The sequence below is a fragment of the Micromonospora sp. NPDC049374 genome (assembly GCF_040677165.1).
In the GTDB taxonomy this organism is placed as follows: Bacteria; Actinomycetota; Actinomycetes; order Mycobacteriales; family Micromonosporaceae; genus Micromonospora.
This window is the reverse complement of sequence record NZ_JBFAQH010000021.1, coordinates 67,614-91,689: the sequence shown is the minus strand read 5'-3', so window position 1 is coordinate 91,689 and position 24,076 is coordinate 67,614. Positions and strand designations below refer to the sequence as shown.

19 protein-coding genes are annotated in these 24,076 nt (G+C 70.9%); 13 read left to right on the top strand and 6 right to left on the bottom strand.

Annotated elements, in window-relative coordinates:
* Nucleotides 1-247 precede the first annotated feature (247 nt).
* Complete coding sequence (locus AB0J93_RS27145) at nucleotides 248-1,483, top strand: MFS transporter (protein WP_363925144.1); 1,236 nt, start codon at nucleotides 248-250, stop codon at nucleotides 1,481-1,483.
* Between the two features lie 51 nt (nucleotides 1,484-1,534).
* On the opposite strand, the gene AB0J93_RS27140 is transcribed toward AB0J93_RS27145, so the two are convergent.
* The gene (locus AB0J93_RS27140; RefSeq protein WP_363925143.1) at nucleotides 1,535-2,218 is read right to left on the bottom strand and encodes a hypothetical protein; all 684 of its coding nucleotides are present in this window, start codon (nucleotides 2,216-2,218) and stop codon (nucleotides 1,535-1,537) included.
* A 69-nt stretch (nucleotides 2,219-2,287) separates the two neighbouring features.
* Here AB0J93_RS27140 and AB0J93_RS27135 point away from each other — a divergent pair, with 69 nt between their 5' ends.
* The 3 genes from AB0J93_RS27135 to AB0J93_RS27125 all read left to right on the top strand — a co-directional run bounded on the left by AB0J93_RS27135 (nucleotide 2,288) and on the right by AB0J93_RS27125 (nucleotide 6,725).
* Entirely contained in the window at nucleotides 2,288-4,906 is a 2,619-nt protein-coding gene (locus AB0J93_RS27135) for a valine--tRNA ligase (protein WP_363925142.1), read from the top strand.
* Nucleotides 4,907-5,091: 185 nt separating this feature from the next.
* The gene (locus tag AB0J93_RS27130) at nucleotides 5,092-6,363 is read left to right on the top strand and encodes a folylpolyglutamate synthase/dihydrofolate synthase family protein (RefSeq protein WP_363925153.1); all 1,272 of its coding nucleotides are present in this window, start codon (nucleotides 5,092-5,094) and stop codon (nucleotides 6,361-6,363) included.
* A complete protein-coding gene (locus AB0J93_RS27125; RefSeq protein ID WP_363925141.1) occupies nucleotides 6,360-6,725 on the top strand; it encodes a DUF4233 domain-containing protein in 366 nt (121 codons plus the stop codon). The genes AB0J93_RS27130 and AB0J93_RS27125 overlap by 4 nt, the downstream gene beginning before the upstream one ends.
* Nucleotides 6,726-6,762: 37 nt before the next feature.
* On the opposite strand, the gene AB0J93_RS27120 is transcribed toward AB0J93_RS27125, so the two are convergent.
* Nucleotides 6,763-8,259 carry a VOC family protein gene (locus tag AB0J93_RS27120; RefSeq protein WP_363925140.1) on the bottom strand — a complete coding sequence of 499 codons (1,497 nt, stop codon included), beginning with the start codon at nucleotides 8,257-8,259 and terminating at the stop codon, nucleotides 6,763-6,765.
* A 142-nt stretch (nucleotides 8,260-8,401) separates the two neighbouring features.
* On the opposite strand from AB0J93_RS27120, the gene ndk reads away from it, so the two are divergent.
* The gene (gene ndk, locus AB0J93_RS27115; RefSeq protein WP_363925139.1) at nucleotides 8,402-8,827 is read left to right on the top strand and encodes a nucleoside-diphosphate kinase; all 426 of its coding nucleotides are present in this window, start codon (nucleotides 8,402-8,404) and stop codon (nucleotides 8,825-8,827) included.
* A 14-nt stretch (nucleotides 8,828-8,841) separates the two neighbouring features.
* Here ndk and sigJ read toward each other — a convergent pair whose 3' ends face one another.
* Together sigJ and AB0J93_RS27105 are read right to left on the bottom strand one after the other, a co-directional pair.
* Nucleotides 8,842-9,720: an RNA polymerase sigma factor SigJ gene (gene sigJ, locus AB0J93_RS27110; protein WP_363925138.1), complete on the bottom strand. Its 879-nt coding sequence runs from the start codon at nucleotides 9,718-9,720 to the stop codon at nucleotides 8,842-8,844.
* Entirely contained in the window at nucleotides 9,717-10,157 is a 441-nt protein-coding gene (locus tag AB0J93_RS27105; protein ID WP_363925137.1) for a carboxymuconolactone decarboxylase family protein, read from the bottom strand. Before AB0J93_RS27105 ends, sigJ begins: the two co-directional genes overlap by 4 nt.
* A 180-nt stretch (nucleotides 10,158-10,337) precedes the next feature.
* On the opposite strand from AB0J93_RS27105, the gene AB0J93_RS27100 reads away from it, so the two are divergent.
* The 3 genes from AB0J93_RS27100 to AB0J93_RS27090 all read left to right on the top strand — a co-directional run bounded on the left by AB0J93_RS27100 (nucleotide 10,338) and on the right by AB0J93_RS27090 (nucleotide 16,267).
* Nucleotides 10,338-11,885, top strand: a complete 1,548-nt coding sequence (locus AB0J93_RS27100) for an alkaline phosphatase D family protein (protein ID WP_363925136.1) — start codon at nucleotides 10,338-10,340, stop codon at nucleotides 11,883-11,885.
* 387 nt (nucleotides 11,886-12,272) lie between these two features.
* Entirely contained in the window at nucleotides 12,273-15,419 is a 3,147-nt protein-coding gene (gene ileS, locus AB0J93_RS27095; RefSeq protein ID WP_363925135.1) for an isoleucine--tRNA ligase, read from the top strand.
* Nucleotides 15,420-15,568: 149 nt separating this feature from the next.
* On the top strand, nucleotides 15,569-16,267 hold the full coding sequence (locus AB0J93_RS27090; protein ID WP_363925134.1) for a lysophospholipid acyltransferase family protein: 699 nt from the start codon (nucleotides 15,569-15,571) through the stop codon (nucleotides 16,265-16,267).
* 44 nt (nucleotides 16,268-16,311) lie between these two features.
* On the opposite strand, the gene AB0J93_RS27085 is transcribed toward AB0J93_RS27090, so the two are convergent.
* The gene (locus AB0J93_RS27085) at nucleotides 16,312-17,706 is read right to left on the bottom strand and encodes a hypothetical protein (protein WP_363925133.1); all 1,395 of its coding nucleotides are present in this window, start codon (nucleotides 17,704-17,706) and stop codon (nucleotides 16,312-16,314) included.
* 147 nt (nucleotides 17,707-17,853) lie between these two features.
* Between AB0J93_RS27085 and AB0J93_RS27080 the strand changes: the two genes are divergently transcribed.
* The gene (locus AB0J93_RS27080) at nucleotides 17,854-18,525 is read left to right on the top strand and encodes a TMEM175 family protein (protein ID WP_363925132.1); all 672 of its coding nucleotides are present in this window, start codon (nucleotides 17,854-17,856) and stop codon (nucleotides 18,523-18,525) included.
* 34 nt (nucleotides 18,526-18,559) lie between these two features.
* On the opposite strand, the gene AB0J93_RS27075 is transcribed toward AB0J93_RS27080, so the two are convergent.
* Nucleotides 18,560-18,916, bottom strand: a complete 357-nt coding sequence (locus AB0J93_RS27075) for a helix-turn-helix domain-containing protein (protein WP_363925131.1) — start codon at nucleotides 18,914-18,916, stop codon at nucleotides 18,560-18,562.
* Between the two features lie 65 nt (nucleotides 18,917-18,981).
* Between AB0J93_RS27075 and AB0J93_RS27070 the strand changes: the two genes are divergently transcribed.
* From AB0J93_RS27070 to AB0J93_RS27055, 4 genes are all read left to right on the top strand, one after another.
* A complete protein-coding gene (locus AB0J93_RS27070; RefSeq protein ID WP_363925130.1) occupies nucleotides 18,982-19,881 on the top strand; it encodes an LLM class flavin-dependent oxidoreductase in 900 nt (299 codons plus the stop codon).
* Nucleotides 19,878-21,194 (top strand): FAD-dependent oxidoreductase, encoded by a 1,317-nt coding sequence (locus tag AB0J93_RS27065; RefSeq protein ID WP_363925129.1) that lies wholly within the window; start codon nucleotides 19,878-19,880, stop codon nucleotides 21,192-21,194. Before AB0J93_RS27070 ends, AB0J93_RS27065 begins: the two co-directional genes overlap by 4 nt.
* Nucleotides 21,195-21,231: 37 nt before the next feature.
* Nucleotides 21,232-23,217: a TIGR03960 family B12-binding radical SAM protein gene (locus AB0J93_RS27060; RefSeq protein WP_363925128.1), complete on the top strand. Its 1,986-nt coding sequence runs from the start codon at nucleotides 21,232-21,234 to the stop codon at nucleotides 23,215-23,217.
* A gap of 98 nt (nucleotides 23,218-23,315) precedes the next feature.
* The gene (locus tag AB0J93_RS27055; protein ID WP_363925152.1) at nucleotides 23,316-24,035 is read left to right on the top strand and encodes a TIGR03936 family radical SAM-associated protein; all 720 of its coding nucleotides are present in this window, start codon (nucleotides 23,316-23,318) and stop codon (nucleotides 24,033-24,035) included.
* Nucleotides 24,036-24,076: the final 41 nt, after the last annotated feature.

The following is a 24,076-nucleotide window of genomic DNA, read 5'->3' as shown; positions in this document are numbered from 1 at the left end:
TGGTACTGCACCCGGGAGGGTGTGGGAGAGTAGGACACCGCCGGACATTCTTCCCGTTTAGGGCCACCCACAGGGTGGCCCTAAACGCGTTCCAGAGGCTTTACGCTGCGCGGTACGGTCCGGCACCGAACACTTCTTCTCTAGCCGGCGAGCGGCCCACGGCCCCCGATGAAGTCCAATGCCCGTTAGAGACTGGGCCCGATAAAGCGGAAGCGACAGGCGTCGGCCTACGAATAGCATCGCGCGAGTGACGGCACGGACGGCGGAACGGCCGGCCACCGAACCGCTGTGGCGGAACCGCAACTTCACGGTGTTCTGGTCGGCGCAGACCCTCTCCGTGGTCGGTGACGGCTTCGCCGCACTGGCGATACCGCTGCTGGTACTCCAACTGACCGGCTCGGTGGCACTGATGGGCCTGCTCACCGCGGTGGCCGGGGTGGCCGCGGTGGTCACTGCGATCTTCGCTGGTGTGCTGGTCGACCGGATGGACCGCAGGCGCCTGCTGATCGGCGCCGACGTCGTCCGCGCCGGACTGTTCACTGCCATCCCCGTGGCCTGGCTGTGGGGGCCACAGCTGTGGCTGCTCTACCTGGTGCTACCAGCGAGCGCGGCAGTCGGCATGGTGTTCCGGGTGGCGTACGTGGCGGCGGTGCCCGGGCTCGTCGACGTCGGGCGGATCACCGAGGCGAACGGCAAGCTGTCGGCGAGCTACGCGGTCGCCGGCATCGGCGGTCCGCTGCTGGCCGGGTTGGTCGTCGCCGGGTTCGGCCACTCGACCGCGATCGGGGTGAACGCCGCGAGCTTCGCCGTGGCGGCCGCCGCGCTCAGCGTCGTACGGCTGCGGGAGGACGGGCCGTCGCGGGCCGCGATGTCGGTCGCCAGCCTGCGCGGCGAGTTGCTGGAAGGGGCACGTTTCCTCTGGCGGCATCCGGCCCTGCGCGCCCTGACCCTGCTGCTGTCGGCGTTCATCTTCCTCACCCACGGCCTCGACGACGTGTTGATCTACCACGTGCGGCTCAACCTGGGCGGCACCGATAGCACCGTCGGCCTGGTGCTGGGAGTGGCGGCTGGCGGTACGCTCCTCGGCTCGCTCGCGGTGGCTCCGCTGCGGCGCCGGCTCGGCTTCGGGGTGACCTGGTCGGGCAGCATTGCACTGGCCGGCGTGGCCGTGGCGGTGCTGGGCTCGGCGCGTACCGTGCCGGTGGTGGCGGCCCTGGCGGCGGGCTACCTCGGTGCGGTGGCGGTCGGGGCGATCTGTTCGCTGTCGCTGCGACAGGAGGTCACCCCGAACCGGCTCCTCGGCCGGGTCACCTCGGTCTTCTGGGCAACCCACTATGCGCTCGGTCCGGTCGGCGCGGCTGTCGTCACCTGGGGTGCCGAGGTGTACGGCGTACCGCTGGTGTGTCTTCTCGCCGGTGGAGGAATCATCCTGGTGGCTCTCGCGGGGCTGGCCACGCCGGTGCGGCACGCCCGCCCCGGCTGACCGGGCGCGGCGGCCGTCGCGCGAGCATCCGGGCCGGCCGGCGCGCAGCTGTCAGTCGCGAGTCTGCATGCTCTCCCGGATCTGCCGCAGCAGGCCGGCGGATTCGTCAACCGAGCGGGCGGGGAACATGGCCAGCACCACGCTGCCGTGGTCAGCCCAGCCGCAGACCGCGAAGTCGCCGCCCTCGCCGCCGGTGCTGCCGCACTTCATCACGCCGCCCAGCCGCCCCGGTGACACACCGCGGAGTCCGGTCACGGCCGCGGTCTCGTCGGCCATCAGCTCGAACAGACTTTCCAGATCCCGCTCCGGCTGCCACAGCAGGGTCGTCCCGCCGAAGATGAGTACGGATCGCCGGGCGTCGGCCGGGTCCTGGTAGACGGCACCGAAGCTGCTGTCCAGCTGAATGTCGGCAGCCAGCCCGCTACGCAGGTAGTCGGCGGTGCTGGCCGCCCGGTCGCTGTTGTCCAGGCGAAGCCCGGCGACCTGGTCGGGCGTGGTGATCCGGGCGTCCTTCTGCTGCACGATCCGCCAGCCCCAGGTGCCGAACGCACCCACCCCCACCGCCGCGATGATCGCGAGCGCCACCACGGCCAGGCGTCGCCGCCGGGACCGCACGTGGGGCCGGTCGGCGTCGTCGGTCGGCTCGCGGTCGCCCAGCTCGATCGGCTCGTCGGTCAGTTCGACCGGCGGAGCGCCCTCGTCGAGCTGGCGGGCACTGAGATGTGCGTCGGACATAGCCGACACCGTACGCGAACGACCGGTGGCGCACGTCGGGTCCGTCGAAGCCCTCCGTAGACTTTCAGGGTGACCGAGAGACTGGATGCCCGACGCCCCGACGCCCCGACCCTCGCCGGCCAGTATCAGCCGGCTGAGGTAGAGCAGCGACGGTACGAGCAGTGGGTAGCCGACGGTCGATTCCGGGCTTCCGCGGACAGCGATCGGCAGCCCTTCACCATCGTCATTCCGCCGCCGAACGTCACCGGCTCGCTGCACATGGGTCATGCGCTCGACCACACGGTGCAGGACGCCCTGGTGCGGCGCAAGCGGATGCAGGGCTACGAGGCGCTCTGGCTGCCGGGCATGGACCACGCTGGCATCGCCACCCAGAACGTGGTCGAGCGGCAGCTCGCTGCGCAGGGGCTCTCCCGTCATGACCTGGGCCGGGAGAAGTTCGTCGAGCGGGTGTGGGAGTGGAAGGCATCCTCCGGCGGCGCGATCCTCGGCCAGATGCGTCGGCTCGGCGACTCGGTCGACTGGGACCGGGAGCGCTTCACCATGGACGAGGGCCTGTCCCGCGCCGTCCAGACCATGTTCAAGAAGCTGTACGACGACGGCCTGATCTACCGGGCGAACCGGATCATCAACTGGTGTCCGCGCTGTCTGACCGCCCTGTCCGACATCGAGGTGGAGCACACCGACGACGACGGCGAGTTGGTCTCGATCCGCTACAGCGACGACGTGGTGGTGGCCACCACCCGGGCGGAGACGATGCTCGGCGACACGGCGGTCGCCGTGCACCCGGACGACGAGCGGTACCGCCACCTGATCGGCACCGAGGTCGAGCTGCCATTGACCGGGCGGCGAATCCCGATCGTGGGGGACGTCCACGTCGACCCGTCCTTCGGCACCGGCATGGTGAAGGTGACCCCGGCGCACGACCCGAACGACTTCGAGATCGGGCAGCGGCACGACCTGCCCAGTTTGACGATCATGGACGAGCGGGGGGTGATCACCGCGCACGGACCGTTCGAGGGGCTGGACCGGTTCGAGGCCCGTCCGGCGATCGTCGCCGCGCTGCGGGCCGACGGACGCATCGTCGCGGAGAAGCGGCCGTACGTGCACGCCGTCGGCCACTGCTCCCGGTGCCGGACCACCGTCGAGCCCCGGTTGTCGCTGCAGTGGTTCGTCAACACCTCACCGCTGGCCAAGGCGGCCGGCGACGCGGTGCGTGACGGTCGGGTGCGCATCGAGCCGGCGGAACTGGCCAAGCGCTATTTCGCCTGGGTCGACAACATGCACGACTGGTGCATTTCCCGGCAGCTCTGGTGGGGCCACCGGATCCCGGTGTGGTACGGCCCGGCCGGCGAGGTGGTCTGCGTCGGCCCGGACGAGCAACCGCCGACCGGTGTGGGCTGGCACCAGGACGAGGACGTGCTGGACACCTGGTTCTCCAGTGGCCTCTGGCCGTTCTCCACGCTCGGCTGGCCGGAGCAGACCCCGGACCTGGCGAAGTTCTATCCGACGAGTGTGCTGGTCACCGGGTACGACATCCTGTTCTTCTGGGTCGCCCGGATGATGATGTTCGGCCTGTACGCGATGGATGGCAAGCAGCCGTTCGACGTGATCGCCCTGCACGGGATGGTCCGCGACGAGCACGGCAAGAAGATGTCCAAGTCGTTCGGCAACGTGGTCGACCCGCTGGACTGGATCGACAGGTACGGCGCCGACGCCACCCGGTTCACCCTGGCCCGCGGCGCAAACCCCGGTGGCGACGTGCCGGTCAGCGAGGAGTGGTGCCAGGGCTCGCGCAACTTCTGCAACAAGCTCTGGAACGCCACCCGGTTCGCACTGATCAACGGCGCGCACACCGACGGCCCGATGCCGGACGCCGGGCGGCTGTCGACCATCGACCGGTGGATCCTGTCCCGGCTGGCCCACGTCACCGCCGAGGTCGACGAGCAGTTCGAGGCGTACGAGTTCGCGAAGGTCTGTGACCTGCTGTATCACTTCGCCTGGGACGACGTCTGCGACTGGTACGTGGAGCTGAGCAAGCCGGTGCTGGCTGGCGGCGGCGAACCGGCCGAGGTCAGCCGCCGGGTACTCGGTCACGTGCTGGACCAGCTGCTGCGACTGCTGCACCCGGTGATCCCGTTCGTCACGGAGGAGCTGTGGACGGCGCTCACCGGCGGGGAGACGGTGCTTACCGCGGCCTGGCCCACGGCTGACCGGGCGCTGATCGACGACGCGGCCGAGACGGAGGTGGCCACCCTCCAGCGGGTGGTGACCGAGGTCCGCCGGTTCCGCTCCGACCAGGGGCTGCGTCCGACCCAGCGGGTCGCGGCCCGACTCGACGGGTTGTCCGGCGCCGGTGTGTCGGCGCACGAGCCGTTGATCCGGTCGCTGGCCCGGCTGGACCCGGCCGGTGACGATTTCCAGGCCAGCGCGACCCTGGCCATGCCGGGTGAGGTCAGTGTCGCGTTGGACACCCGGGGTTCGATCGACGTTGCCGCCGAGCGGGCCCGGTTGACCAAGGACCGCGCGGCGGCGGAGAAGGAGGCGGGACAGGCCCGGGCGAAGCTGGACAACCCGGCGTTCGTCGGCAAGGCCCCCGAGCACGTCGTTTCCAAGATCCGCGAACGGTTGGCGGTCGCCGAGGCCGACCTGGCCCGCATCGATGCCGCCCTGGAGGCACTTTCCTCGTGACCGACCCTGTCGACCGCACCGACCGCATCCGTGCCGAGCGGGCGGGTGCGGACCCCAGCGAATTGACCGACCGCGCCCGTACCGGTGATCGTGCGGGCGCGGACCGCCGTGACCGGACCGGCGGGGCCGAGCGTGCCGCCTTCGCGCAGGTGGAGGCCGAACTGGCCGCGCGTGGCTTCACCCGGATGGTCTTCGAGCTGGACCGCATCTCATCCCTGCTGGACCTGCTGGGCAGCCCGCAGCGGGCATACCCGTCGATCCATCTGACCGGGACCAACGGCAAGACCTCCACGGCCAGGATGATCGATTCGCTGCTGCGGGCCTTCGGGCTGCACACCGGGCGGTACACCAGCCCGCATCTGGAGACGGTGCGGGAGCGGATCAGCCTGGATGGCGAGCCGGTGGACGAGGCCCGGTTCACCGCCGTCTACCAGGAGGTGAAGCCGCTCGCCGAACTGGTCGACGACCGTTCGGCCGAGCCGCTCACCTACTTCGACATGACCACGGCGCTGGCCTTCGCCACCTTCGCCGACGCACCGGTCGACGTGGCCGTGGTCGAGGTGGGTCTCGGCGGTGCCGAGGACGCCACAAACGTCATCCAGGCGGGGGTGTGCGTACTGACGCCGATCGGGCTCGATCACACCGAGTGGCTCGGTGACACGCTCCAGGACATCGCGGTGGCCAAGGCCGGCATCATCCACCCGGGTGCGACGGTGATCGCCGCCGCTCAGGAGGAGGAGGCCGCCCGGCCGATCCTGCAACGCTGCGCGGAGGTGGGTGCGACCGTGGCCCGGGAGGGCTCGGAATTCGGCGTACTGCGTCGGGCTGTCGCGGTCGGCGGCCAGGTGCTCACCCTGCAAGGGCTGGGTGGGGTGTACGAGGAGGTCTTCGTCCCGCTGCACGGTGCCCACCAGGCGCAGAACGCGGCGGTGGCACTGGCGGCCGTCGAGGCATTCCTCGGTGCGGGTGCCCGCCGGCAGCTCGACGTGGAGGCGGTGCGGGAAGGCTTCGCCGCCGCCAGTTCCCCGGGGCGGCTGGAGCGGGTGCGTAGCGCGCCGACGATCCTGCTCGACGGCGCACACAACCCGCAGGGCATGGCGGCCACGGTCACCGCGCTGCAGGAGGAGTTCGCGTTCAGCAAGCTGGTCGCTGTGCTGGGGACCCTCACCGACAAGGACGCTGCCAGCATGCTGGAGCTGCTGGAGCCGGTGGTCGACCAGTTGGTGGTGACCCGGAACAGCTCACCCCGCGCGCTGCCGGTCAAGGAACTGGCCGCGTTGGCCGCGGAGGTGTTCGGCCCGGACCGGGTCGAGGTGGCCGACGAGATGCCGGACGCCATCGAGGCGGCGGTGGCGCTGGCCGAGGAGGACGTGCCGGGTGAACTGGCCGGCGTCGGGGTGCTCATCACCGGTTCCGTGGTGACCGTGGCCGATGCCCGCCGGCTGCTGAAGCGATGACGGGGGACGGCGACGGCCAGCCGCGCCGGTCGGGCCTGCGCGACCCGCAGCGGGCGGTACGCGGTCTCGGTGCGGCTGCCCTCGCCCTGGAGGCGTTGGTGCTGCTGCTGGCGATCCAGCCGATCCGGGCGGTCGGCGCTGATCTCGGCGGTGCGGCGATCGCCGTGGTCGTGGCGCTGGCCGTGGTCGCCGCCGTGCTCGCCGGCATGATGCGTCGGCCGTGGGCCTGGCCCGCCGGCACCGTGTTGCAGGGTCTGCTGCTGCTCTCGGGCCTGCTGCACTGGTCGCTGTTCGTGCTGGGCGTGATGTTCGCGCTGGTGTGGGCGTACGCGCTGCACGTGCGGCGGGTGATCCTGGGCTGAGGCGGTGGTGCCAGGTTTCAGGCTGCCCTGGTCCCGATCACGCCTCGGCGAGTTCCCGCCACTGGGTCAGCGCGATGCCGTGTCCGTCGGGGTCACGGAACGCAGCCGCCCACACCTCCAGCTTGCTGCCACGGTTCACCACCCGGGGTGGGTAGGTGAACCGGACTCCGGACTCGCGCAGCCGTTCGTACGCCGACTGGATGTCGTCCACGTCGAGGTTGACGTGGACCAGCCGACGGCTGATCGGCTGGGCCCCGGTCACCTCGCGTAACACCAGGCGGGTCGCCCCCGAGGAGAGCACGGCGTTGGCGGCACCCCGGTCGACCTCGGTGAAGCCGAGCCGGTCCCGGTAGAACTCCAGTGAGCGGGACAGCTCGGTCACCAGCAGGGTGATGCCCACCCCGCTGATCGGGGCCGCCGGGTCGGCGGCGTCCGGGTCGAAGCCGAAGATCGCCTCGTCCAGCTCCCCCGCGTCGACCGTCTCGCCCCGGTCGGCAGCCGACCGCGGGTGACCGTCGGCAGTCGGACGGTCGGTGGTCGCCGCTTGGCCGTTGGTCGTCGCGCGGTCGGTGGTCGCCGTCGGGCCCGGGTCCGGATCGTCGAGCGGCAGGTCGAGCGGGTCGAGGGGATCCATCGGGTCGGTCAGGCCCGTGGCCGAGCCGGTCGGTGGCTGCGCGGGTCGCCCCGAGGGTGCCGGATCGGCCACCCGGTCGGCAGATTCATCCCCGGCGGAGGTCGCCGCTGGGCTCAGCGGTTCCTCGGTGAACCGCTCCTCGGCGGGCATCCGTGGCGCGGGGGTGGCTCGGCGGGGGAGCCGCTGCTCGTCGGAGCGTTCCACCACGGTCCCCTCCAGCACGACCGGACGACCCGGGCGCTGGCGTACCCGTACCGTCTCGTGGTGCTCCACCGGTTCGGCCGCGGTGTCGTGCGGTCTGCCGTCCGACGGAGCGCCGAGTGGCCCCTCGGACGGATCGCCCGAGGGGTCGTGGAAGTCGTCCTCCGGCGCCCGACCGGCCCACGGTGGCGCCTCCTGCCCGATCAGCACCTCGTCCGGCGGCACCGTGGCGAACTCGGGGGGCAGGTCGGCGGTGCTGCCGGCCTCGGTGTGGGTGAGCACCTCGTCCCAGAGCACCCGGACGTGTCGCGGGTCGTCCAGTGCCACCCGGATCGGCAGGGTCTGCCCCAGTGACGGCCACTTCGACACCGGAACCCGCGGCTCGATGATCTTTTTCGAGCGGGGCGGCAGCCCGGGAGCGTCGATCACCAGTTGCAGTTCGCAGCGACCGAAGGCGTACTGGGTCGGTGGCTCGGAGGCGCTGTGCACGTGGCCGGCACCGACGACCCAGGTGCGGCCGCCGCTGCGCACGGTGGCCAGCGCGATCGCCAGGGCCAGCAGGGCGGCACCGAGTGCGACGATGGCCCAGCTGGTCATGCCCAGGCCGAAGAGGATGACGAAGGTGGCCACGGTGCCCAGCACCGCGGCGATCAACTTGCGTACCGGTGCGATGGGTCGGTTGCCGCCACCATTCGCCACAGTGGACCTCCCGGGGGTCAGGGCCAGGCTAGGCCGGATCGGGAGCCGGGGGAAGGCCGGCCACCCGCGCCGGCGCCGGGACCGGGTCGCTAGGCTGACCGTACCCAGCCCGACCGGCTTCCGCTCTGAGGAGGAACCCAGCGTGTCCAGCAGCAGCCCGGACGACCGCACGCTCGTCCTGATCAAGCCCGATGCGGTCAGCCGAGGACTGGTGGGCGAGATCATCTCCCGGTTCGAGCGCAAGGGGCTGCGGATCGACGCGATGGTGTCCCGGACGATGGACGCCGCGCTGGCCGACGAGCACTACGCCGAGCACGTCGACAAGCCGTTCTACCCGCCGCTGAAGGCGTTCATGACCGCTGGTCCGCTTGTCGCGCTCGTGCTCTCCGGCGACCAGGTCATCGAGGTGGTGCGCGGCCTGATCGGCGCCACCGACGGGCGCAAGGCCGCCGCCGGCACCATCCGCGGCGACCTCTCCCTGTCCAACCGGGAGAACCTGGTGCACGCCTCCGACTCGGCCGACAGCGCCAAGCGCGAGCTGGCACTCTGGTTCCCCGAACTGGGCTGAGCCAGCCGCTCGACTCAGGCCGTCCAGGGCAGCTTGTCCGGGTTGGTTACCAGGAAGATGTCGGTGATCCGACCGGCGGCCGTGCCGAGGGTGACCGCGTACGTGTCACCGGCCGCGGTGACCACCACGGCGGCCGGCTGGCCGTTGAGTTCCGTGCGCCGCACGGCGTGCAGCCAGCCCTTCTCCCGGACACCCAGCACGAACCGGACGACCCGGTCCGCGCCGGTGACCGGGTTGCGGGCGGCCCGCACCCGGCCGCCGCCGTCGCTCCACGCGGTCGCGTCGGCGGCGACCAGGTCGGTCAGCGCGGCCAGGTCGCCCTCGGTCGCGGCGGCGATGAACGCCTCCAGCAGCCGTTCCTGCTCGGCCCGGTCGGCGGTGAAGCGACGCTTGTCGCGCCCGATGCGGACGCTCGCCCGGTGGTGCAGCTGGCGGCAGTCCTCGGCGGAGCGGTCCAGCAACTCGGCGATCTCGGCGTAGGGCAGCTCGAAGGCGGTGTGCAGCACGTAGACAGCGCGCTCCGGCGGGGTGAGCCGCTCCAGCAGGTGCAGCAGCGCGGTGGAGAGCGAGTCGCGCAGTTCGGCACGCTCCAGCGGTCCGAACGGCGACGGCGCGGTGGGCACCGGCTCCGGCAACCACGGCCCGACGTACGTCTCGCGAGTGGCCTGCCGGGCCCGCAGCCGGTCCATCGACAGGTGGGTCACCACCCGGGACAGGTAGCGACGCGGCTCGCTCACCTCGGCGCGGTCGACCCGTAACCAGCGCAGGTACGCCTCCTGGAGGACGTCCTCGGCGTCGTGGCGGCTACCCAGCAACCGGTAGGCCAGCCCGAGCAGCATCGGCCGGTGCGCGTCGAGCGCACCGGCCGCCTCCGCCGCGTCGACCGGGCTCACACGTCCGTCGGCAGCTCGTTGCGGAAGGTCACCGCGATCCGGTTCCACACGTTGATTGTGGCAATCGCCAGAACCAGGTCGGCGAGGGCCTTCTCCGGCCAAACCTTCGACGCGGCGTCCCAGACGTCGTCGGGCACGCCGTGCTCGCCCAGCCGGGTGACCGCGTCGGTCAACGCGAGAGCGGCGCGTTCCCGCTCGTCGAAGAAGGGCGCCTCCCGCCAGGCGGCCACCGCGAAGAGTCGACGGCTCGACTCGCCGGCGCCGAGCGCTTCCCGGCTGTGCATGTCGACGCAGTACGTGCAGCCGTTCAGCATCGACGCGCGCAGTTTCACCAGTTCCAGCACGGTGTGGTCGACGTTGGCCCGGACGTACTTTTCCAGCCCCAGCACGGCGCCGAAGGCCTCCGGTGCCACCTCGGCCACGTTGATCCGCTGCATGACAACCTCCCCGATAGTTCGGTCTGACACCACCACGACGGATCGCCCGGCCCGTCGCGTGACAAATGGGGCATGTGACGCCGGTCATGCAGCGTTCCGGCGGCGGTCACCCGGACAGACGCCGACGGCCACGTCGGCCCGGTAGACCGAAGCGGTCAGTCCCCTCATTCAGGAGGAACGATGACCGAACTCGACCGACGTACCTTGCTGCGGGCCGGTCTGGTCGCCGGCGCCGGTGCCGCCGGCGGTGCGCTGCTGGGCGGACCGGGCGCGCTCGCCGGGCCGGCCTGGCGGCCCGCCGGACGGCCGGTGCTGACGCACGGCGTGCAGAGCGGAGCCGCCACGGCGGACTCGGCGGTGCTCTGGACCCGCTCCGACCGCCCGGGGCGGATGGTGGTGGAGGTGTCCCGCCGGCCCGACTTCCGGGGTGCCCGTCGGGTACGTGGGCCGGTGCTGACCCCGGACACCGACTTCACCGGCAAGGTGCGACTGCGCGGGCTGCCCGACGCCGAGCGGCTGCACTACCGGGTGCGGGTGGAGAGCCTGGACCGGCCGGGCCTGGCCAGCACGCCGTTGACCGGCTCACTTACCACCGCCCCGTCACACCACCGTCGCGACGTGCGGTTCGTTTGGACCGGGGACATCGCCGGCCAGGGCTGGGGCATCGCACCGGACTTCGGCGGGATGGAGATCTTCCGGGCGATGCGGGAGCGTCGGCCGGACTTCTTCCTGTGCAGCGGTGACACGGTGTACGCCGACAATCCGCTCACCGAGACGGTGACGCTGCCCGACGGGCGGGTGTGGCGCAATCTGGTCGTGCCGGAGAAGCTCAAGGTTGCCGAGTCGCTGGCCGAGTTCCGTGGGCAGTTCGCGTACAACCTGCTCGACGAGCACCTGCGGGCGTTCGCCGCGGAGGTACCCCAGGTCAACCAGTGGGACGACCACGAGGTGACAAACAACTGGTATCCGGGCGAGGTGCTGACCGACAGCCGCTACACCGAGCGCCGGGTGGATGTGCTCGCCGCGCGGGCCCGGCGGGCCTTCGACGAGTGGCTGCCCACGCCACCGCGCGGACCGCGCTACCGACGGATGTCGTACGGCCCGTTGCTGGATCTCTTCGTGCTGGACATGCGGACCTACAAGGACCCCAACGACGGCAACACCTACGCCGACCCCGGCCGTGGCCTGCTCGGCGCCGAGCAGCGGGCCTGGCTGATCCGGGAACTGACTCGTTCCCGGGCCACCTGGAAGATGATCGCCATCGACCTGCCGATCGGGTTGGTGGTGCCCGACGGATCCGACGCCCAGGAGGGCGTGGCGCAGGGTGATCCGGGCGCGCCGGCCGGCCGGGAACTGGACTTCGCCCGGGTGCTCGGTGCGGCTCACCGGGCGGGCGTGAGCGGCATCGTCTTCCTCACCGCCGACGTGCACTACACCGCCGCACATCACTACGACCCGGCGCGGGCGGCAGTCGCCGACTTCACCCCGTTCTGGGAGTTCGTCTCCGGACCGGCGCACGCCGGCGCCTTCGGCCCCAACGCCCTGGACGGCACCTTCGGCCCGAAGGCCGTCTTCGTCAACGCCCCACCGCGGGCCAACACGTCCCCGGCGGAGGGCTTCCAACACTTCGGCGAGGTCCACATCGACGCCGAGACCCGGGCCCTCACCGTCCACCTCCGCAACCGCGCGGGCCGTTCCCTCTGGACCACCACCCTCCCCACCCCCTGACCACCGCCCCCACACCTCTCGCGATCTTGCACTTTCTGTCGGGACAAAGCGGATGTTCTACATCAAAGAGCCGACCAGAAGTGCAAGATCGCGGGGGTGGGTGGCGGGTGTTACTTGGAGGCGGGGCGGCGGGGAGGTCGGGTAACCTTGACGGCCGAAGGGCGATGATCCGGCTATCACCGGGGAGCTTCCGGAAGAACGGCCGGGTGACCGGCTCAGTAGAACCGGACGGGGCGGCCCGTTATCGCCGACAACGAGCGGGCGGTCGAAGCTGACCGTCAAGCGGGGTGGTACCGCGGGCCCCCGGAGCGCCGGTCACGGCGTACCGGAGAGTTCGTCCTCGCAGACCCACACGACAGTGAGCGTCAGCGAGGAGAGCGACCCCCGATGGCCTATCCGTTGCACGACCCGACCGCCGGCGGCGTACCGGCGAGCCCGGACCTGCCCGCGGTCGAGCGCCGGGTCCTGGAGCACTGGACGGCCGACAAGACCTTTGAGGCGTCCGTGGATGCCCGCCCGGCCGGCGACCAGGGAAAGAACGAGTACGTCTTCTACGACGGCCCGCCGTTCGCCAACGGCCTCCCCCACTACGGCCACCTGTTCACCGGGTACGTCAAGGACGTGGTGCCGCGTTACCAGACCATGCGCGGCCGGCGGGTGGAGCGGCGCTTCGGCTGGGACTGCCACGGCCTGCCCGCCGAGGTGGTCGCCGAGAAGCAGCTCGGCATCACCAGCAAGGCGGAGATCCTCGACCTCGGTGTGGCCCGGTTCAACGAGGCGTGCCGCAGCTCGGTGCTGGAGTTCGCCCAGGACTGGGAGCGGTACGTCACCCGCCAGGCCCGCTGGGTCGACTTCACAAACGACTACAAGACCCTCGACCTGGACTACATGGAAAGCGTCATGTGGGCCTTCAAGACCCTGCACGACAAGGGCCTGGTCTACGAGGGCTTCCGGGTGCTGGCGTACTGCTGGCGGTGTGAGACGCCGCTGTCGAACACCGAGACCCGGATGGACGACGTCTACCGCGACCGGCACGACCCGACGCTCACGGTGTGGTTCGAGCTGACCGCCGACGACTCCGCGCCGGAACTGCTCCGGGGGCCGCTGCGGTTGGGCGTCTGGACCACCACGCCGTGGACCCTGCCGTCGAACCTGGCCCTCGCCGTCGGCCCGGACATCGAGTACGCGGTGCTGGAGCGCGATGGCGCTCGCCACCTGGTGGGCGCGGCGCGGCTCGGCGCGTACGCCAAGGAACTTGAAGGATACGAGCAGGTCGGCACGGTGCGTGGCGCGGACCTGGTCGGTCGCCGCTACACCCCGCTTTTCGACTTCCTGGTGGAGCAGGCCGGGCCGAACGCGTACCAGGTGCTCGGGGCGGACTTCGTGACCACCGAGGACGGCACCGGGATCGTGCACCTGGCTCCCGCCTTCGGCGAGGACGACCAGAACGTCTGCAACGCCGCCGGCATCCCGACCATCGTCACCGTCGACGACCACACCCGGTTCACCGCGCTGGTGCCGCCGTTCGAGGGCGAGCAGGTCTTCGACGTCAACAAGCCGGTGATCCGCCAGCTCAAGGAGCGGGGGGTGGTGCTCAAGCAGGACACCTACACCCACTCGTACCCGCACTGCTGGCGCTGCGACACCCCGCTTGTCTACAAGGCGGTGTCGTCGTGGTTCGTGGCGGTGACGACGTTCAAGGACCGGATGGTCGAGCTGAACCAGCAGATCAACTGGACGCCGGGGCACATCAAGGACGGCTCGTTCGGCAAGTGGCTGGCCAACGCCCGGGACTGGTCGATCAGCCGGAACCGGTTCTGGGGCTCGCCCATCCCGGTGTGGAAGTCGGACGATCCGAACTATCCACGGGTCGACGTGTACGGCTCGCTGGCCGAGATCGAGCGGGACTTCGGGGTACGCCTGACGGATCTGCACCGGCCGGCGGTGGACGAGCTGGTCCGGCCCAACCCGGACGACCCGACCGGCAGGTCGATGATGCGTCGGGTGCCCGAGGTGCTGGACTGCTGGTTCGAGTCCGGCTCGATGCCGTTCGCCCAGGTGCACTACCCGTTCGAGAACGCCGACTGGTTCGAGCACCACTACCCCGGCGACTTCATCGTCGAGTACATCGGGCAGACCCGCGGCTGGTTCTACACGATGCACGTGCTGGCCACCGCGCTGTTCGACCGGCCGGCGTTCCGCAACTGTCTCAGCCACGGCATCCTGCTCGGCTCCGACGGGCGCAAGATGTCCAAGAGCCTGCGCAACTACCCGGACGTCTACCACGTCTTCGACTCGTACGGCTCGGACGCGATGCGTTGGATGCTGATGTCCTCGCCGGTGCTGCGGGGCGGGGACATGCCGGTCACCGAGGCGAGCGTGCGCGACGCCGTCCGGCAGGTGCTGCTGCCGCTGTGGAACGTCTGGTACTTCTTCTCGCTCTACGCCAACGCCGACTCGCACACCGCGCGACGCCGAACCGACTCGACGCACCTGCTCGACCGGTACGTGCTGGCGAAGACGAACGAACTGGTGTCGACGGCCGGCGCGCAGATGGACGCGTACGACATCTCGGGGGCCTGCGCCACCGTGCGGTCCTACCTGGACGCGTTGACCAACTGGTACGTGCGTCGATCCCGGGACCGCTTCTGGGCCGGCGACGCGGACGCCTTCGACACGCTGTGGACCGTGCTGGAGACGCTCTGCCGGGTGGTGGCGCCGCTGGCGCCGCTTACCGCGGAGGAGATCTGGCGCGGACTGACCGGCGAGCGGTCGGTGCACCTGACCGACTGGCCGGTGGCCGAGGCGTTCCCGGCCGACCACGAGCTGGTCGCCGCGATGGACAACGTGCGTGCCGTCGCCTCGGCGACGCTGTCGCTGCGCAAGGCCAAGGGGCTGCGGGTACGGCTGCCGCTGTCGAAGCTGACCGTGGCCAGCCCGGTGGCCGGGCAGTTGCGGCCCTTCGCCGACCTGGTGGCCGACGAGGTGAACGTCAAGGAGGTCGTCTTCACCGACGAGGTGTCGGCGTACTGCCAGCAGGTGTTGACGGTGGTGCCGCGGGCGCTCGGGCCCCGGGTTGGCAAGCAGGTGCAGCAGGTGATCAAGGCGGTCAAGGCGGGGGAGTGGGAGCTGGTCGACGGCGACCCGGTGGCCGCCGGAGTCACCCTCGCCGACGGCGAGTACGAGCTGCGCCTGGTCGCCGCCGACGCCGAGCACTCGGCGCCGCTGCCCGGCGGCGAGGGGGTGGTGGTGCTGGACACCACGGTCACCGCCGAACTGGCCGCGGAGGGGCTGGCCCGGGACTTCGTCCGAGTGGTGCAGCAGGCTCGCCGCGCCGCCGATCTTGACGTGTCCGACCGGATCGTGGTGACGGCGGCGGGCTCCGACGAGGTCCGGGCGGCGGTGGCCGGGTACCGCGACTTCGTGGCCCGGGAGGTGCTGGCCGACAGCGTCGACTTCGCCGAGGGGATCGACGGCTTCGCCGGTGAGGTCGGTGAGGGCGCGCCGGTGACGGTGGTCGTTCGTCGCGTCTGAGTTGCCCGGAGGGGCCCTCTCCGACCGGAGGGCCCCTTTCCGGCAACCCGTACTCAGCCAGCGGACCCGCCCGACCTCACGCATGCTGTGGTGGGGCGGTCCGCTACGGTGACACCGCCTCTTACCTCACTCGATCCGCCGGAGGACCAGTGCCGCTGCTCTACACCATCGGCAAGCTCACCGTGGGGCCCGCGATGCGGCTGGCGTTCCGTCCGACGGTGGAGGGGCTGGAGCACATCCCGGACAAGGGCGGCGCGATCTTCGCCGGCAACCACCTCTCGGTGGCCGACGAACTGTTCCTCGGCACGGTGGTGCCCCGGCACCTGGCGTTCTGGGCCAAGTCCGAGTACTTCACGGGCACCGGCGTCAAGGGCCGCTTCTCCAAGTTCGTGCTCACCGGTCTCGGTGCGATCCCGGTGGAGCGGGCCGGCGGCCGTGCCGCGCTTGCCGCGTTCGACGCCGCCATCCCGGCGCTCAAGGGCGGCGACCTGGTGGTCGTCTACCCGGAGGGCACCCGCTCGCCGGACGGGCGACTGTACCGGGGACGCACCGGAGCGGTCCGGCTCGCCATCGCGGCCGGCGTGCCGATCATCCCGGTGGGCATGATCGGCACCGAGAAGGTGCAGCCGATCGGTGCCCGGGTGCCGCGCCCCTTCACCGGCAAGATCACGGTCAGGTTCGGCAAGCCGCTCGATTTCACCGGCCGGCCGGACGACCGGTTGTCGCTGCGGCAGATGACCGACGAGATGATGGGTGAGATCCAGAAGCTGACCGGCCAGGAGTACGTCTCCCGCTACGCGCCGCCGCGGGCCCACCCGCCGGTCACCGGCGAGGCCGACACCCGCTGAGCCGTCCTGCCGGTCGCGCCGACGGCGCACGGTGATCGGTTCGGTCAGCCATCGGTGGTGACGATCTGATCCCGTAGGGTGCCCAGCAGTCGGGAGCTGTCGTCCACGGAGAGCCCGGTGAAGACACCGGTGGCGATGCTGCCGTGGTCGACCGAGGTGCACACCACCGCACCGACTCCGTCGGTGCGTCCCACCGCGCAACGTTCGTGGCGACCCCGGACACCGGTCTCCATGATCTGCTTCTCGCCGAGCGCGTACTGGTCTTTGAGCCGCTCGATCTCGGCATCGGCGTCCGCCGACGGGGTGAACCGGAAACCGGTGCCGCCGAAGACGGTCACCCGCTTGCCGTTGCTCGTGTGGTAGATCCCGGCGAAGGTGTCCTCGGCGAGCCAGTGCGACTGGCGCATCTGGGTCTCCAACTGTCGCGCGTCACGGGCGCTGCGCGGGTCCTCGCGCAGCCGCAGGTCGGCCACCTGTTGCGGCAGCGTGGCGTTCGCCGGGTACTGGCTGGCCATCGGCATGCCGTAGTAGGCCGGGCAGCCGCAGCAGCAGGCCAGGGTCAGCAGCAGCAACCAGGGCCAGCGGCGACGTCTGCGGACCGGCACCGGGACGTACCCCGCGGGCGGTTGCCAGCCCGGTGGAGGCGCGACCGGTCCAGCCTTGGCTTTCTTCCTGCCCCGCCGACCGCGCGGCGGTGGTGACGCCGGTGGGCCGGCCGGGGCGGGCGGGTAGGGCCCGGGTGGTTGCGGCCGCTGTGGCGCGATCGGGGGCGGGGGTTGTTGCGGTGACGCGACCGGAGGCGGCGGAAGGGGCGAGACCGGTGCCGGGGAGACCGGGGGCCCGGAGTACGGCCGGGTCGGCGGCGGGCTCGGGTAGGACAGCGTCGGCGGCAGGGCGGGAAAATCGGTCGAGGGAAGTTCCCAGCCGCTGGTGTCGACGCCGGCCCACGGATCGACAGGTGTCTGGTGTTCCGGCTGCGACACCGGCGGCGCTGGCGGCGGGGTGGGTTCGGCCGACTCGCCCCAGCCGCGTCGGCGCGGTGCTGCCGGCGGTACCGGTGCCGAGCCGCTCCAGCGCGGGGTGACCGCCTCCGGCGCGGACTCGGGCAACACGCGGGTGCCCTGCGGACCGACCTGCGGCTCCACCGGCACCGGCGGCTGGCCCTCGTCGGAGACGGCCTCGGTGGGCCGCGCGTCGGCGGGCGCGCCGGCCTCGGTGGGGGCCGCCTTGGTGGGTTCGGCGTCGGCCGGCCTGTCTCCGGCCGGTTCAGTGTCCGCTGGCTCGTTTCCGGGTGGTTCAGTGTCAGCTGGCCTGGCCGGCTGGTCGGCCTCGGCCGGGTCGGTGGGCAGTTCGTGGGTGACCGCCGGCTCCCCGTCCCGGTGTTGCTCCGGACGGCTCCCGTCGACCGGCCGGTCGGCTCCCGGCTGCGGCTCCGGCATCGCGGCAATCTCCTCTCGCGCCGGTCCGAGGTTAGTACCGGTGTGCCACCGGGACCGACCCGGGATGACGGGAAGGTCGATGCAAGCTGGCTCGCCGGTGGCGCGGTTCACCGGTGGTGGCCGGATGGACACCTTTAGTCTCGGCCTATGCCCGAGCCAGCGGCGGCATCCGGTGCGCCAGCGGTCAGCGAGATCGGCCGGATGACCGGATTCAGCGACGGGGTCTTCGCCATCGTGATCACCCTGTTGGTGATCGAACTACAGGTCCCCGACCACGCCCCGGGAGAACTGCTCCACGCCCTGCTGAAGCAGGCTCCGGCGTACCTTGCCTTCCTGCTCTCCTTTGGGTACGTCGGCGTGCTCTGGCTCAACCACCACACTCTGCTGCGCCTCATCCGTGGGACCACGGTCGGCCTCAACTGGATCAACCTGTGGCTGCTGCTCGGCGTGGTGATCATCCCGTTTCCGACCTCCGTGCTCGCCGAAGCGTTCGCCCATGGCGGCACCGACCGTGACCGCCGGGTCGCCGTGGTGCTCTACGCCCTCGCCGCGGCCGCGATGTCCGCACCCTGGCTCGCCTCCTTCGCCTATCTCCGTCGGCATCCGATGTTGTTCCGGGAGGGGGTCGACTGGGCGTTCGTGTCCACCCAGCGGCTGCGCCCGGTGGTCGGCATGGCGCTCTATCTCACCAGTGCGGCGCTGGGCTGGTTCGTCAGCCCGGTCATCGGGCTGATCGGTATCGGTGTCATGATCTTCTTCCACGCGCTGACGAGCGAGGGTGTCCGGCGGGGGCGGGCGAGGCGGCGGAGACCGGTCTGACCGACATCGGGATCGAGTCGGCGGCCCCCGGCGGTCACCTCGAACGGTGCGTGCGGCGGTGGCTCCAGGTGATCAGCGGTTGCAGCGCCGCCATCAGCTGCCGCCCCTGCTCGGTCGGGGTGTACCTGATCTGCACCGGGGTACTCGGGATCACCGAACGTTCCATCAGTCCGTCGGCTTCCAGTTCCTTGAGTCGGGCAGCGAGCAGCCGGTCGGAGATGCCGGCCACGGCGGCGCGGTATTCACCGAACCGCCGGGCGCCGCGCACGGCTGCCAGCAGGATCGCGCCGGTCCACCGGCGGCCGACCAGTTCCAGGGCGTCCTGGAAGCCGCGGCAGGCCGGTTCCGGGATCTGCCGGTACGCCTGAAGATCTGTCTCGACGTCGCTCACTTACCTAAGATTAGTGACTAACCCGCGGTTTGCCCAGCCGCGGTCAACCGCTGATCGTTGATGTCATGAACGATCACGGACATCCGATTACCTTCGGCGTCAGCCTGGATCCGTCCGCCGAGAGCCTGGCTGCGACCAGGCGCATCGCCCAAAGCGCGGTCGACGGCGGATTCGATCTGCTCGCCGTGCAGGACCATCCCTACCAGCCCGGCCATCTCGACAGCTGGACGATGATCAGTCATCTGGCCGCCGAGACGGACCGTGTCTCCTTCCTCACGGACGTGGCCGACCTGCAGCTACGTCCACCAACCATGCTGGCCAAGGCCGCCGCCTCGCTGAGTGTGATGACCCGGGGTCGGGTGATCCTCGGGGTCGGCGGTGGCGCCAGCACGGACGCCATCGCCGCCATAGGGGGTGCCCGGCGCAGCGGACCGGAGATGGTCGCCTACACCGAGGAATCACTATCGATCATGCGACGGGCGTTGGCCGGCGAGCCGGTCCGCCACATCAGCGACCAGCACGCGGTCGAGGGATACCTGGCTGGCCCGGTGGCGCCCACTCCGGTGCCGCTCTGGGTGGGCGCACAGAAACGCCGGATGCTCACTCTCGTCGGCCGGCACGCCGACGGGTGGATCTCCCCGCTCAACATCTACGTACCGCCGACCGAGGTGCCCTCCCGTCAGGCGATCATCGACGAGGCGGCCCGCGCGGCCGGCCGCGACCCGGCGCGGGTGCGTCGGATCTACAACGTCATCGGCGCCGTCGGCCCGTACCGGGGTGCCGCCGGGCTCGTCGGCGACGTGAAACTTTGGGTGAACACGCTTACCGAGTGGGCTGTCGAGCTCGGCTTCGACACCTTCGTGTTCTGGCCGATCTCAGCCGCCGCGGCGCAGGTCGAACTCTTCGCCAACGAGGTCGCGCCGGCGGTACGCGAGCGGGTGCGCGTGGTACGGGGGCGGCGATGAGTGGGCGCAACGCCGGACTGACACCGGCACCGGAGCAGTTGTCCGGTCGAATCGTGACACCCGGCGACCGCCGGTACGCGACAATGCGCTCGACCTACACCCGACGGGCCACTCCGGCGGCCGTGCTACTGCCGAGAAGCACCGCCGACGTGGTGGCCGCGCTGCGGTACGCCCGGGAGCAGGGCCGGCCGATCGCAGTCCGTAGCGGCGGTCACGGCCTAGCCGGTTCGTCGTCCGTCGACGACGGGGTGGTCATTGACCTGTCGGGGCTGAACCGGATCGAGGTGCTTGATCACGCGGCCCGGCTGGTCCGGGTGCAGGCGGGGGCCCGCTGGGCCGAGGTGGCCCGGGCCCTGGCACCCCACGGCCTGGCGATCAGCTCCGGCGACCACGGCAATGTCGGCGTCGGCGGCCTGGCCATCGGCGGTGGCGTGGGCTGGCTGGTGCGCTCGTACGGCCTGACCATTGACCACGTACGCGCCGTCGAGGTGGTGCTGGCCGACGGGACGGTGGTACGCGCCGACGCGCGCCGTGAACCCGAGCTGTTCTGGGCGGTCCGCGGGGCTGGCGCCGGGGTGGGCATCGTGGTGGCCTTCGAGATCGAAGCGGTGGAGCTGCGGCAGGTCGGGGTGGCGCAGATCGCGGTGGAGGCCCGGCCGGACGGCAGCACCGTGCGGCAGTGGGCAGAGGTGCTGCGTCAATCGCCCCGGGAACTGTCGACCGCTGTCATGCTGATGCCCTATGGGTCGGTCACGGTCATGTCGATCACGGCGGTGGTCGCCGCCGAGAGCCTGCGCCGGGTGCGGCGACTGGTCGCGCCGCTACGCGAGATCGGCACGTTGCTCGACGACCGGGTCGACCTGGTGCCGTACCCCACCCTGGTGCCCACGTCCCATCTGCACGCCAACGTCGGACAGCAACCGAACCTGACCACCAACGGCTTGTTCACCGGTATGGGCGACGAGCAGGCACGGGCGGTGACGCGGGCGGCGGGCCGGGCCCTGATCCAGCTTCGCTCGGTCGGTGGCGCGGTCAACGACGTCGCGCCGACGGAGACCGCCTATCCACACCGGCACCAGGACACTCTGGTGATCGCATCGGTGTTCCCGCCGCAGGGGTCAACTGCGCTGGACGCGGCGTGGAGTGGGCTGGCCAGGCACGCCGACGGGGCGTACGTCAACTTCGAGAGCCGGCTGCGGCCAGCGGCGTTCGACCGCGTCTACCCAGGCGAGACCGGTAGGCGAGTGGCGCGTGCCTGGCGCCGGTACGACCCCGAGGGCGTTCTCCGGCCCGCCTTGGGTGCCCGGGTATGAGCGGCGGGCGGTGGGCGGGCGCGTACCCTTGGGCATCATGAGCGTCCCGCCCACGACTTCGCGTCCCGTCGCGGCCAACTCCGTGTGGCCCCGGCTGGAGCCGCTGCTGCCCCAGGTGACCAAGCCCATCCAGTACGTCGGTGGTGAGCTGGGCGCGGTGGTCAAGGAGTGGGACGCGGCGACCGTACGGTGGGCGCTGATGTACCCGGACGCGTACGAGGTGGGGCTGCCCAACCAGGGTGTGCAGATCCTCTACGAGGTGCTCAACGAGCTGCCGGACACCCTCGCCGAACGGACGTACGCGGTCTGGCCGGACCTGGAGAAGCTGATGCGCGCCCACGGCGTGCCGCAGTTCACCGTCGACGCCCACCGCCCGGTCCGCGACTTCGACCTGTTCGGCGTGTCGTTCGCCACCGAGCTGGGCTACACGAACCTGCTCACCGCGATCGACCTGGCCGGCGTCCCGCTGCTCGCCGCCGACCGCACCGACGCCGATCCGGTGATCGTGGCGGGTGGGCACGCCGCGTTCAACCCCGAACCCATCGCCGACTTCGTCGACGCCGCCGTGCTCGGCGACGGCGAGGAAGCGGTCCTGGAGATCACCGGGATCGTCCGGGAGTGGAAGACCGAGGGCTGCCCGGGTGGCCGCGACGAGCTGCTGCTGCGGCTGGCGCGTACCGAGAGCGTCTACGTACCGCGCTTCTACGACGTGGACTACCTGCCGGACGGCCGGATCCAGCGGGTCGTGCCGAACCGGGCGGACGTGCCGTTCCGGGTGCACAAGCGCACGACTATGGACCTGGACGCCTGGCCGTACCCGAAGAAGCCGCTCGTTCCGCTGGCTGAGACGGTGCACGAGCGATACGCGGTGGAGATCTTCCGGGGCTGTACCCGGGGTTGTCGGTTCTGTCAGGCCGGCATGATCACCCGGCCGGTGCGGGAGCGGTCGATCACCACGGTGGGGCAGATGGTGCAGCAGGGGCTGGAGTTCTCCGGCTTCCACGAGGTGGGCCTGTTGTCGCTGTCCTCGGCCGACCACTCCGAGATCGGTGACATGTGTTCCGGTCTGGCCGAGCAGTACCAGGGCACCAACGTCTCGCTCTCGTTGCCGTCCACCCGGGTGGACGCGTTCAACATCGAGCTGGCGCAGGAGCTGTCCCGTAACGGCCGGCGGACCGGTCTGACCTTCGCCCCCGAGGGTGGGTCGGAGCGGATCCGCAAGGTGATCAACAAGATGGTGTCGAAGGACGACCTGATCCGTACGGTGGTCACCGCGTACACCAACGGTTGGCGGCAGGTGAAGCTCTACTTCATGTGTGGCCTGCCGACCGAGACGGACGACGACGTCCTGGAGATCGCCGACATGGCGCACGAGGTCATCCGGGCCGGTCGTGCCGCCACCGGCTCCAAGGACATCCGGTGCACGGTCTCGATCGGCGGGTTCGTGCCCAAGCCGCACACCCCGTTCCAGTGGGCGGCCATGGAGCGGCCCGAGGTCATCGACCACCGGCTCAGGCTGCTCAAGCAGGCCATCAACGCCGACCGCTCGTTGGGCCGGGCGATCGGGTACCGCTACCACGACGGTGAGCCGTCGCTGATCGAGGGCCTGCTGTCCCGCGGTGACCGTCGGGTCGGTGCGGTGATCCGCCGGGTCTGGGAGAACGGCGGTCGGTTCGACGGCTGGAGCGAGCACTTCTCCTACCAGCGCTGGGTGGACGCGGCAGCCGAGGTGCTCCCCGATTTCGGGATCGACCTCGACTGGTACACCACCCGGGAGCGCGACGAACTGGAGGTCCTGCCCTGGGACCATCTGGACTCGGGCCTGGACAAGGACTGGCTCTGGCAGGACTGGCAGGACGCGCTCAGCGAGTACGAGCAGGACGACTGCCGGTGGACGCCCTGCTTCGACTGCGGCGTCTGCCCGGCGATGGACACCGAGATCCAGATCGGCCCGACCGGCCGGAAGCTGCTCCCGTTGACCCCGGTCAACGGCCTGAAGCTGTCCGCCGGCGCTCAGCAGTAACCCGGCGCCACGGGTGGGGCCCGACACCGAGGAGCACGACCATCAGTAGGAAACCACAGCCCGAGGGCGGCCAGGCACCGGTCGTCCAGCGCGTCCGGATCCGGTACGCCAAGCGTGGCCCGCTGCGGTTCACCTCGCACCGGGACTTCGCCCGGGCCTTCGAGCGGGCGCTGCGCCGGGCCGGCGTACCGGTCGCCTTCTCCCAGGGTTTCACCCCGCACCCGAAGATCTCGTACGCCAGCGCGGCGCCGACCGGGGTGGCGAGTGAGGCGGAGTACCTGGAGGTCGGCCTGCGTGAGCCGGTCGATCCGGAGCAGTTGCGGTCGGCGCTGGACGCGGCGCTCTCGCCCGGCCTCGACGTGCTCGACGTCGTGGTGGCCAGCGGCGCGAGCCTGCCCGACCGGATCGAGGCGTCCCGCTGGCGGATAGAGCTACCGCAGGTGGATCCCGACGTGCTGGCCAAGGCGGTGGCCCTCTTCACCGCCGCCGACGAAGTGCTGGTCGAGCGGATGACCAAGCAGGGGCGGCGCACCTTCGACGCCCGCGCGGCAGTTGTCGACATCGATATGATTCCCGCATCGGCGACGCCTTCCGGGGGCCCGTCCGTACCGTGTGCGATACTCGAACTGGTCGTGCGGCAGGTCACCCCGTCCGTACGGCCCGATGACGTCCTTTCCGGCTTCCGCGTGGTGGCCGGCCTGGAGCCGCCGGTGGCCCCGAAGGTGATCCGGCTGGCTCAGGGCACGCTGACCGCGCAGGGTGCGATCGTGGATCCGCTGGACGCGGACCGCGACGGGGCAACCATCGGCGGGCGCTGACCGACGGTCGGCGTCCAGGCAGGCAGACTTCGCCGGCGCGC